9 protein-coding genes and 4 pseudogenes are annotated in these 10,514 nt (G+C 59.4%); 8 read left to right on the top strand and 5 right to left on the bottom strand.

The features are described 5' to 3' along the window. The 3 genes and pseudogenes from ACLBWX_RS22580 to ACLBWX_RS22570 all read left to right on the top strand — a co-directional run. Positions 1-874: pseudogene (locus tag ACLBWX_RS22580) on the top strand (IS3 family transposase); the annotation flags it as partial. Positions 875-1,652: 778 nt separating this feature from the next. Then, positions 1,653-2,510, top strand: a complete 858-nt coding sequence (locus tag ACLBWX_RS22575) for an SGNH/GDSL hydrolase family protein (RefSeq protein ID WP_447679178.1) — start codon at positions 1,653-1,655, stop codon at positions 2,508-2,510. Positions 2,511-2,577: 67 nt separating this feature from the next. Further along, a complete protein-coding gene (locus ACLBWX_RS22570; protein WP_447679177.1) occupies positions 2,578-3,510 on the top strand; it encodes a class I SAM-dependent methyltransferase in 933 nt (310 codons plus the stop codon). Between the two features lie 18 nt (positions 3,511-3,528). Here ACLBWX_RS22570 and ACLBWX_RS22565 read toward each other — a convergent pair whose 3' ends face one another. From ACLBWX_RS22565 to ACLBWX_RS22555, 3 genes and pseudogenes are all read right to left on the bottom strand, one after another. Beyond that, positions 3,529-4,284, bottom strand: a complete 756-nt coding sequence (locus ACLBWX_RS22565) for an IS5 family transposase (RefSeq protein ID WP_447679176.1) — start codon at positions 4,282-4,284, stop codon at positions 3,529-3,531. Between the two features lie 239 nt (positions 4,285-4,523). Then, on the bottom strand, positions 4,524-4,661 hold the full coding sequence (locus tag ACLBWX_RS22560; RefSeq protein WP_447679179.1) for a hypothetical protein: 138 nt from the start codon (positions 4,659-4,661) through the stop codon (positions 4,524-4,526). Then, a pseudogene (locus ACLBWX_RS22555) lies at positions 4,633-4,797 on the bottom strand (IS110 family transposase); the annotation flags it as partial. The pseudogene ACLBWX_RS22555 and the gene ACLBWX_RS22560, both read right to left, overlap by 29 nt. Positions 4,798-4,845: 48 nt before the next feature. Here ACLBWX_RS22555 and ACLBWX_RS22550 point away from each other — a divergent pair. Beyond that, positions 4,846-5,902: pseudogene (locus ACLBWX_RS22550) on the top strand (IS630 family transposase). 227 nt (positions 5,903-6,129) lie between these two features. Here the strand turns inward: ACLBWX_RS22550 and ACLBWX_RS22545 are convergent. Next, a complete protein-coding gene (locus ACLBWX_RS22545) occupies positions 6,130-7,023 on the bottom strand; it encodes a methyltransferase domain-containing protein (RefSeq protein WP_447679175.1) in 894 nt (297 codons plus the stop codon). A 329-nt stretch (positions 7,024-7,352) separates the two neighbouring features. On the opposite strand from ACLBWX_RS22545, the pseudogene ACLBWX_RS22540 reads away from it, so the two are divergent. The 4 genes and pseudogenes from ACLBWX_RS22540 to ACLBWX_RS22525 all read left to right on the top strand — a co-directional run. Then, positions 7,353-8,116 (top strand): annotated as a pseudogene (locus ACLBWX_RS22540) (IS5 family transposase); the annotation flags it as partial. Positions 8,117-8,321: 205 nt separating this feature from the next. Next, positions 8,322-8,696 (top strand): IS66-like element accessory protein TnpA, encoded by a 375-nt coding sequence (tnpA, locus tag ACLBWX_RS22535; RefSeq protein ID WP_447679174.1) that lies wholly within the window; start codon positions 8,322-8,324, stop codon positions 8,694-8,696. Beyond that, positions 8,693-9,040: an IS66 family insertion sequence element accessory protein TnpB gene (gene tnpB, locus ACLBWX_RS22530; RefSeq protein WP_447679173.1), complete on the top strand. Its 348-nt coding sequence runs from the start codon at positions 8,693-8,695 to the stop codon at positions 9,038-9,040. The genes tnpA and tnpB overlap by 4 nt, the downstream gene beginning before the upstream one ends. A gap of 118 nt (positions 9,041-9,158) precedes the next feature. After that, positions 9,159-9,335, top strand: coding sequence for a hypothetical protein (locus ACLBWX_RS22525; protein WP_447679172.1), 177 nt, complete (start codon positions 9,159-9,161; stop codon positions 9,333-9,335). Positions 9,336-9,578: 243 nt separating this feature from the next. Here ACLBWX_RS22525 and ACLBWX_RS22520 read toward each other — a convergent pair. Next, on the bottom strand, positions 9,579-10,514 hold a 936-nt coding region (locus ACLBWX_RS22520; RefSeq protein ID WP_447679171.1), incomplete at its 5' end, for an IS481 family transposase.

Here is a 10,514-nt window from a genome sequence, read left to right as displayed (position 1 = left end):
ACAAGCACATCCTGTGAGGCACGTGCTCGCAAAAAAAGCTCTGACGCCTGCTCGGCGACGCGAACTCGTGCACCAAGTTCAGGAGGCGCACGGAGCGAGCGGCGCGGCTGCGTCGCGCTCGGCGTCGGCCGGTCGAGCATCCGCTACCGCTCGACCAAGCCCGATCAGGCACCGCTGCGGATGCGCATCTGTGATCTGGCCAAGAGCCGGGTGCGCTACGGCTATTTTCGAATCTACATCCTGCTGCGCCGAGAGGGTTGGCGGGTGAACCATAAGAGGGTTCATCGTCTCTACCGGGACGAGGGGCTTCAGCCTGCGGCTCAAGCGACCGCGCCGGAACGTCAGCGCGGCACACCGTGAGCGTCAGCCTGCTGCGCTCCGGCCGAACGAGCGTTGGTCGATGGACTTCGTCTCCGACGCGCTGTTCGACGGTCGCCGGCTGCGGGCCTTGACGGTCGTCGATGCGTTCACGCGCGAGGCTCTGGCGATCGAGGTCGACCAAGGCATCAAAGGCGAGCAGGTCGTGGCCGTCGTCGGCCGCTTGGCGCTGCTGCGCGGAGCACCATGCGCCATTCAGGTCGATAACGGGCCTGAGTTCGTCTCGAAAGCTCTCGACCGCTGGGCCTACGAGAATGGTGTCACGTTGGACTTCTCACGGCCCGGCAAGCCGACCGACAACGCGCTGGTCGAGTCGTTCAACGGGCGGCTGCGCGACGAGTGCTTGATCGCGAACTGGTTCTTGTCGTTGGCCGACGCGAGGAGCAAGATCGAGACGTGGCGGCGGCACTACAACGAGAGCCGACCTCACACCGCCCTGGGGTGGCGAACGCCTCAGGAATTCGCCTTGGCGGCAGCCCGACAGGCCGCCGAATGAGATCCGGAGGCTCACCTTTCGGCCGGACCAAAATCCGGGGGACCCTCACTAGACTTCACCCGCAAGGGTGACCCGGATCGTTCCCGTGGGGACGATGGGCGAGGCGATCTCGTTGAGAGTCTCGAACCGGCCTGCGCCAGCAGTCCAGGTCGTGAAACAGATTGAGACGCCTCGCTCTCCTGACCCTATCATGCGGCGGCCTCGCGCCGACCGCGAAGAGAAGCGCGTGACCCGCGGGAGCGACACACCGGGACCAGGAAACATCGATGGGGAAATCGCTTGCCTCACGAACCCCAATCAGAGAAGGCTTTTAGGCAAGCACGAGCTTTACCATCTGACGCGACCAGCGCAAAGCTGCGATGGAATTCAACCGACCTGAAACAGTCAGGAGCGAGATGGGCGGGGCTGACAGGCCTGGTGGTCCTCGCAAGCAAGAGAAGCGGAGACGGTGGTGACAAATAGGATGTGGGTCGACCGTCAACTCAGCCAGCGGCAGGGCCAGCGTCGGGAAGGCGTCAATAATTTCCTAATTCAGCGCGAAAATTGTGAAGGGACAAGCGGGTACAGCATTAGCCGCGGCATCCGCTGCTAAGTATGCTAATGTCAATTCCAGCTCAGGGGACAAAGCCAACTCAACGGTTTGCGGACGATCGCCACGCCAACGTTAAAGACAACTTTGTGAGTTTGCCGTCCGATCACTCGTGCGCACAGAAGCAATCTCCCTGGCTCGCTGGCCTACCACACCAGCCCTTACCGGGCACATATCAGGAGGGGCACGTTGTCGAATAGCCTGAAGCGATACATCAAGCTCCGCGAACACCTACCAAATACGCGCGGGATACAGATGCCGCCCGAAGATTATCTTGCGAAAACCGACCAAACACTATTACCAGATGCAAAATCTATAAACATCGATGAAGACGGGTATATTGCGACGGGAAGAGGTCGCGACCGCAGATTGCCGGCGCTTATGGTACTCGGCGATAGCACGATCGAAAACTATTGGATAAGCGAGCGCAATCGTATTGCAGCAGTTCTTGAGAACAAATTTTCCGACGAGTACATAGAGCTAAATGCCCTAAATGCGGGCGTTTCTGGTGCAAATCTACTTCACTCTTTGGGAGTTTTACTCACCAAGGGGCTCGCCGAGAAGCTGATTGGGATTATTTATTGTGGCGGACCAATCGACACTTTTTATTGCTCCATCGAAAATACTTACTGGACAAGCTACGCTGCCTTTAGCCCGATCGTCACAGCTGAAGGAAGGGACTCTGCGCTCCCAGAGCAAGGCAAACTAGACTTCGAGGCCCGAAATAGGCTGATGGCTACGATGAAGGCCATAGCAGATATTCACGACGTGCCTCTGTGGATCACAACGTTTCATTGTAGACAAGCACCATATGAATTCTTTTCGGACAAAACTGATGCCTGGGGCGCCCAGCTTCGCATGAACAAAATGATTAATGCGGCGACACGGCGTTTTTGTGAGAAAACCGGCTCCAACCTTATCGATCTTGAGCGCATATTTTTTGGCAGAGATGAACTGTTGTACGACAATTTTCACCTGAATGAGACAGGCTGCCCCGAAGTCGCGGATACAATATTCAAGGCGATTCGATTAAGCGTTCGGATATAGAGGCCGCTCTAGCATCGCTCCTGTGCCCGATTAGCAGCTTCATCGCGAATAAAAAAGGTAAGTCATTATGATCGAAAAGGAGCAGGCACCGGCATTGCGAGCCGAGAAGTTTTGGGAAACAATCCAAACATCCGACCCGCATCCCGTATATTGGGATAATCCATATCTAAAGAAATGCTTTCGAGAGCATACGGATAGGAAATGGTACTTCGACTATGTTCGCGACAAATATTTCGGCGGCCAACCGGCCAAAAAAGCTCTTTCCGTGGGCTGCGGCGCCGGTGAAGTTGATCGCGATGCATTTAAGTCGGGGGTATTTTCGCACCTTACGGGCTATGACTTCTCGACGGGCGGCGTTGATGTATCGAGGAAAAAGGCGTTTGAAATTGGAATGCCGTCTGATTACAGAAGAGTAGACTTTAACTTAGAACCTTTTCCAACAGATGCGCGCTTCGATCTGGTATACGACTATGCCACATCCCATCATGTTGAAAAACTCGAAGGATTGATGAAAGAGATCGAGCGAGTACTCGATGATGATGGCATCTTTGTTCTCTACGGCTATTGCGGCCCGGCTAGGATGCAGTGGACTCCTCAAGTAACTGAACTCGTTAACAATTTGTTGATGCGAATGCCGCTTCGCCTTCGGCCGATGGCAGAACTGCATCGGGCGTCGATCTGGGAGTACATGAGCGGGGATCCATCCGAAGGAGTCCGAGGCTCGGAAGTTGTTGATGTTGCCCGCGCTTTTTTTGACATCGTCGAGGAAATTAATTTGGGATCGACGTTAACGCATCCAATGTTCAGCAATAACTCATATGCTTTTAATCCTAATGACGAAGATGAGCAGGCGCTGTTTAGGTTAGCATGTCAGTATGAGCAGGTTCTTATCGCAAACAAGGTCATCACGTCTGATGTGCGCCTACTCATTTGCAGGCGACGCTGGCACGATCCTTTCCGGCCGGAGCAGAGCCGCGCAGGCAACAAGCCAATCGTCTGACCAGAGATAGCGTTGGCTTCATGCGGAATGGCAAGTTAATGCTGCGAGGTTGGCGACGCAGGCGAGGCGGCCTGCGGCGACGTCGAGGCGCCCGGCGCGCTCGCGCAGAAGTCCACCCCAGTGGCTCAGCCAGCCGAAGCTGCGCTCGCCCACCCAGCGCCGTCCCAGCACCACGAATCCCTTCTGATCCGGGTGCTTCTCGACGACCCGGCGGCGCATGCCGTGGACGTTGCACCACGCCTCACGGCGCTGCGCTCGGAAGATGCTGTCGAGGAGGCCCACACGCAGGCTCGGCCAGAAGAGCTTGCCCTCATCCAACGCCGACAGTGTGTCGCAATCCTGCACGTTATCCGGCACGACGGCCAGGGCCAGAATGTGCCCCTCGGCATCGACCATCATGACGCGTTTGCGGCCGACCACCTTCTTGGCGGCGTCGTAGCCGCGCGGCCCGCGCACCCCGATGCACTTGACGCTCTGCGTATCGATGATCGCCAGCCGCGCCGAGGGACGCCGCCCGCAGTGGCGGCGCTGTCGGCGCACGAGCGAGCGCATCATGGTCTCGGACAGACCCTTGTCCACCCAGCGCCGGAACCAGCCGTAGATGGTGCACCAAGCCAGGAAGCCGCCGGGCAGCGTCCGCCCCGCCACCCGCCCGCCCGTCCGCAGATGCCAGGCAATGGCCGCCATCACGCGGCGCGCCGCCTTGGCGTTCGGGCGAGCCGGCGGGTCGGATTGCTCCAGGAAGCGGGCCACCTCGTCCGAGCCCGCCTGCATCACGACATCCTTCAGGGGCGTCTCATGATGCGTCCGATACCGGTCCGTCCACATCTGCTCTCCACTCCGCCCCGCCAGGCGGAATTCGTGTTGCTAACACGAGACAGATGGGGACGGCCGGTGGAGGTCCTCAAACAGGCTCTGAGGCGGAGGTCGCTCAAACCCTGCCGGAATTGGCCGGAGCAGCCATAACCTGCATGGACCAGCACGCAAGCGAAGCACACGCCACCCTCCTGGTCTCAACCGATCTCCCCGACGGCGATCTCCGGCTTTGTGCGGGCCGTGCGCCGGTACTCGGGCATCCGGTCTGGGTCGCCCGTCCAGGTTTTGGGCAGGAACAGAGCCATTGCGCCGAACCACGTCTCCGGCAGCAGCAACGAACGCCTCCTTGCTCAGCGCGGTAATAATGGCAGGCGTGGGGAAGCGACCAAGGAAGGCGAAGAACCAGTCCGTGCGGCTCTTGTGTCGGCAGCGGTTGACCTCTGGAAAGTAGAGCGGCAGGTGATGCACTAACGCAAACGGAGGACTCACCACCGCACGGCGATGTGCAAGTCTTTGCGGATGGCTCAGACTGGCTGCGTGCTCCTCAATGAGGCCGCCACGGCGCGGCTGACGGCCCTCGCTACTGATCGCGTTAGTTGACTCAAGCACATTCTACGTGCTCCAATCGTGCAGCTGTCAGGCGAACGCCTGACTGTGCAGGAATTCGCGGAGCAGGCCGCCGTGATCCGGCCGGCGGTTTGGCGTTGGCAGCAGCGCTACGGCGAAGAGGGCGTCGAGGGGCTGCTGCACGACAAAACCCGGCCGCCTGGCAAGAAGCCGCTGCCCGCTAGCACAATCGTACAGGTGCTGGCCCTGCCTTGCTCAGAGCCGCCCGGCGAGGTCATCCACTGGACCGGCCGTTCCGTGGCCGAAGCGATCAGTATCGCACTGCGCTCCGTGCAGCGGATCTCGCAGGCCAACCGGCTTCAGCCGCACCGGATCCGCATCTTCAAGCGTTCGAGCAACCCTGCCTTTGCCGAGAAGGTGGTGAACGTGGTGGGGCTCTACATGGAGCCACCGGCCCATGCCGTGGTGCTCTCGCTCAATGAGAAAAGCCAGATTTAGGCTTTGGAACACACGCGTCCCGATCTGCTGGTCGCCCCAGGCACCCGGCTACCCAGACCCACGACTACACTCGGCACGGCACCACGACGCTGTCTGCCGCCCTCGACGTCCTCCACGGCACGGTGATCGGCCGCTGCATGCAGCGCCACCGGAAAGGTGAATCCATCCGCTTCCTCAACTCCTTCGAAGCCGCCATGCCGACCAGCAAGGTCTTCCATGCGATCCTCGACAACGACGCCATCCACAAGCACCCGAAGGTGCGCGCCTGGCTCGCTCGGCACCCGCGCTGGACCTTCCACTTCACGCCCACCTCGGCGTCGTGGCTTAACGCCGTCGAGGGCTTGTTCTCCGTCTTAACCCGTGGCCGACTACGAAGCGACACCTTACGGGAATGGTCGATCTCCAAGCCGCCATCAAGCCCCGCATCACCGAGCACAACAGCCGCGCTCGGCCCTTCACCTGGACCAAACCAGCCGCACAGATCGTCAACGCTGTCGCCAGACTCCTATGAACCATCCAAATTCGTCACTGCACTAGAGCGGTGTCCTACGGAAGGTAATGACGTTCATCGCACCATGTCGGCCGCCGAAAGCGAAGCTGCCATTTGCACCGTCGTCGACACCGCGCGCCTCACGAGCTACAGCTCCTTGGCAATATCCTCAAGATTTTCGGAGCCTGAACTCTTCCATTACTGGTGTGGATAATTACGTTTATAGATTATTTTATTCATGCTTATCGCTAAGAGTGATTGTATTCAAGATCGTAAATTTGAGATACATCCGAATTCCATTGAACTGTGGCTGGACCGATTTTCCTCACAAGGCACGATGACAGCAAAAATGTTCGCTGATGGTCGAGATTTTGCAGTGGCCCGCCGAAATTGATATCAGGGATGACCATAGCGGATAGGTCGTAGCCTGACGCTATGACCTCAAATCCAGTGTGTTCATTAAATAGACCGTTCCAAGAGTTTGAGGAAAATCTCCAAAAATCCCAAGGCTCCTCGTGGAGCGGCCAGCCGTGATGGGACTGTATGTAGGCGAAGCCACCATCGTGCATCACACCGTTCATTTCTATTGCCACTTTCCAAGGCATAAGAAGATGCTCAAAGACTGAAATCGAAAATATATATCGAAAATTTTTATCAATATGTTTTCTGAGTTCATGTGCGTCACCAACTATATCGACGTTGGGACCTGCTGTAATGTCCAGACCGGTATATTCGCATGCTTCTGGAAATAGCGATCTATAGCTATTCCCGCTTCGAGCGCGAGACCCAATTTCGAGTAAAGGCCCAGGATTCTGACGAGTTTCTTCTAAAAAACGTTGTAAAACTATCTGGTTCTGTCGAGCGCTTTGTGAGGAAAACTCTATAGGGTTCGCCAATCGGCCATTCGACAGTCTAACAGACAACTTTGACGCGTCAACATTAGGCTGCTGCAGGATGGCAGATGCTGTGAAGCCCCAATGTAATGCTTGCTCGCCAAATGCGGCAGATAAATCGATACGTTGAGTTCTCAAATAAATCGCTAAAATTGGCGATCCGTTGTAGTATAGCTCCGGAATTTCTTCCTTGCTCCAGCCAATCATTACAATTACATTCTTGACAATCGTGAGCACATCAATATGCATTGTTTCGCGCTTTCAGTATGTATTGTGCGAATGATTTTTTTATATTTGTGTAAAGTCTCGAATTTTCAAGGATGGCGATTGCTAATTCGTGAGTTTTTGGCTAGAGCGTCCCGCATGAACGGAGAAAAACCTATTTTCAGTGTTTTATTAGGTAGTTGTGGATTGCGGCCCGTTGGATGCGCCCGCTGGGTCCAGCCTCAGGTCGCATGTATGCGCCACATCGAATAGGCAAAGCCCATGCATTGTCAAACTCGACGCTACTAGGGTCTGTCGTCGCCTGAACGGATTGGTTTGGCTTTCGTTTTCATCTCTCTGAGGCAGGAGGGACGATGCTGAGCGACGCGCAGTGGTCTGAACTGGAGCCCTTGGTGGAGGCCTGCCGGCCCAAGGCCAAGACGCCCCCACAGGATCTTCGGCGCACGCTCTCAGCCATCCTCTGGCGGCATCAGAACGGGGCCAAGTGGCGGGCTATTCCCGAGGATCTGGGTCCCTGGTGGCGCGCTGCGCAGATCTTCATCCGCTGGTCCCGTGCCGGCGTCTGGGAGCGACTGCTCGGCCTCGTGCAGGAGCGGGGCGTCCAACTCGGGATGGTATTCCTGGACGGCACGAACATGCGAGCGCACCAAAAGGCGGCGGGAGCTGCCAAAAGGGGGTATCTGGGCCCGAGCGAGATGCTCGTGAAGCTCTTGGCCGCTCACGTGGCGGCTATGGCACCAAGGCTTGCGTGATCGCGGATGGACGGGGTCGCGCCATCGCCTTCCGGCTGGCGCCCGGTCAGGCCCATGAACTGCCCCATGCGGTTCCGCTGCTCGACCAGCTTCCAGGTGTGCCCAAGTGGGTCGTCGGGGACCGGGGCTACACCAGCCACGCCTTTCGTGAGCACATCTGAGACATGGGCACGCGGCCCGCGATCCCGCCTCAGCGCCACGAAGCACCCGTCGCCTGCCCGGTCTGGATCTACAACAACCGCAACCAGGTCGAGCGCCTCTGGGCCAGGCTCAAGGAGTGGCGCGCCATCGCCGCACGCTACGAGAAGACGACCGTCAGCTTCATGGGCGTCCTCTGTCTTGCCCCGGCCCTCGATTGGCTCAAGCGGCGACAAGCCCTAGCCCTACTTTGGCAGATTGCCGGCGCGGGATCTCAGGTCAGGCTGCGTCGAAGTCGGGCAGCGGTACTGTCTGCCCGGCGAGTGCATGAGTGGTAAGCGCTCGGTGACGGCTGCCTTGTGCGGATAGGGCTTGGGTCTGGATACAGGTGCTGGCGCGCGGTGGCGCTGTATCGGCCCTGTGTCTGGACCTATGACGCACACGCCTCACATCGTCGTCTCGGGAACGCGACGGGCCTGGTCGCCCGCGCAGAAGCGCGCGATCCTCGCCGAGGCGGACGATCCGTCGACGACGGCCTCCGAGGTGGCACGCCGGCACGGGCTTCATTCGAGCCTGCTGTTCCGCTGGCGCCGTGCCCTGCGGGCCGGCGCGCCTGCACCGACCGCGGCGTCCCGCCCGAGCTTCATCCCGCTTGCGCTGCCGGCTCCACCCTCCAGCGTCCGGGAAGAACCGCTCCGTCCCGGCGCCATCGAGATCGAGCTGGCCGGCGGCCACCGGCTGCGGGCCGAGGCGGGCGCGGACGTCGCCCTCCTGCAGGGCGTGATCACGGCACTGCTGGGCCGATGATCCCGGTTCCCTCCGGCTCGCGGGTCTGGCTGGCGACCGGCCACACCGACATGCGCAAGGGCTTCGACGGCCTGGCCAGCCTTGTGCAGGATCAACTCGCGCGGGACCCGTTCTCGGGACAGGCCTTCGTGTTTCGCGGTCGGCAGGGGCACCTGATCAAGGTGCTGTGGTGGGACGGTCAGGGCCTGTGCCTGTTCGCCAAGCGTCTGGAGAAGGGCCGCTTCGTCTGGCCCGCGACGGCGGGGGCGGCCGCCGCGCTGACGCCGGCCCAACTCGCCATGCTGCTGGAGGGGATCGACTGGCGTGCTCCGGTGCGCACGGACCGCCCGCGCATCGCGGGCTGACACACAGGTGCCGGAACGGGCTAATTGTCGATAGTCAGAGGCTCGGCCATAGATGGCCGCGCGGAACAAAAAAGGCGCTGAGCTGTTTGACCCGTCACAATGTTTCAGAGAGGGTCAGATGCAGATTTTCGAAATCAAACAGCGCTCCACCGGCGCAATCCTCTGGGTTGGATCTGCCCAGGACGAAGCGAATGCACTTGACGCTATGGCTCACGAGGCCGGCTATGTTGATGCTGATCATCTTCCAATGGACGTACAGAGCGGCGGCTTCATCGCCCGCGCGCTGAATATTTAGCGCTCATTGTTCATGGACTGGGAAGGGGCAGCTTCGACCGCACTTTTGCATCTGTACTGTACGGCGAACGAAGGACACAGCGGCGCCGGGCCGGCTTGGCGCAGACAAGTGACGAGATGCCCTCGATGTCGACGGCCACGCAGTCCGTGCGATGCCGGCCGGCTATGGCCCGAGAAGTCAGCACGCCCAGAAGCGCGTTGGCGAGCAGGGTGCCTGCCATGGTGATCTCTGGATTGTCGAGGGCTAGCTGTACGGTCCCGGGATGAGGTGTGACGGATCGAGCTTGAAGCGATCGGGCTCTTTCGTCCAGGCGTTCAGGATGAACTCGGTGGGCGTCAAGCCGCGCAGCGTCTTGAGCCTGCGGGCATAGTTGTAGGCATCGATGAACAGATGCAGATGCGTTCGCAGCTGAGCATGGCTGTCGTAGTGGTAGCGTTTGACCGTCGCGTCTTTGATCGTACGGTTCATTCGTTCGACTTGCCCGTTGGTCCAAGGGTGGTTCACCTTGGTCAGACGGTGCTCGATGTTATGCTCGTCGCATACACGATCGAAGATGTGCTGACTGTCGTAGATATCCCGCTGGCGTGACGTGAACTGAATGCCGTTGTCCGTGAGCACAGTGTGGATGCGGTAAGGCACCGCTTCGATGAAGTCGCGGAGGAACTGAGCGGCTTCCATCTTGCCGGCGCTCTCGACCAGCCGCACGAAGACGAATTTGCTGGTTCGGTCGATGGCCACGAACAGCCTGAGCTTGCCCTCAGCGGTGCTGACCTCGGCGATGTCGATGTGGACGTAGCCGATGGCGTAACTCGCAAAGCGCTGCTTCTTGGGTTTGTCGCCGTCGATCTCGGGCAATCGGCTGATGCCGTGCCGTTCCAGACAGCGATGCAGCGAGGACCGGGTCAGGTGCGGGATCGTCGGTTGCAGACCATAGAGGCAGTCGTCGAGCGGGAGCAGCGTGTGCCGTCGGAAAGCGACGATGATCGCCTCCTCCTCGAGCGTGAGCACGGTGGAGCGCGGCTCTTTGGGTCCCATCCGGGCATCCGCCGTCGTCGCCCGTTTGCGCCACTTCTGCACCGTCGTCGGACTGACGCCGTAGCGCCGGGCCAGCGCCCTTACGCTCTCTTCACGTAGCTGGATCGCGCGACGGACTGCCTCCGTCGTGGTGGCGCTTCCATG

It is taken from the genome of Methylobacterium sp. M6A4_1b, assembly GCF_053345175.1.
This window is presented reverse-complemented; position numbering and strand designations above follow the sequence as displayed.

Coding starts and splice junctions, on each gene's coding strand:
- ACLBWX_RS22570 (WP_447679177.1), top strand. CDS start 2,578: ATGATCGAAAAGGAGCAGGCACCGGCATTGCGAGCCGAGAAGTTTTGG.
- ACLBWX_RS22545 (WP_447679175.1), bottom strand. CDS start 7,023: ATGCATATTGATGTGCTCACGATTGTCAAGAATGTAATTGTAATGATT.
- ACLBWX_RS22525 (WP_447679172.1), top strand. CDS start 9,159: ATGCAGATTTTCGAAATCAAACAGCGCTCCACCGGCGCAATCCTCTGG.
- tnpA (WP_447679174.1), top strand. CDS start 8,322: ATGACGCACACGCCTCACATCGTCGTCTCGGGAACGCGACGGGCCTGG.
- tnpB (WP_447679173.1), top strand. CDS start 8,693: ATGATCCCGGTTCCCTCCGGCTCGCGGGTCTGGCTGGCGACCGGCCAC.
- ACLBWX_RS22565 (WP_447679176.1), bottom strand. CDS start 4,284: ATGCAGGCGGGCTCGGACGAGGTGGCCCGCTTCCTGGAGCAATCCGAC.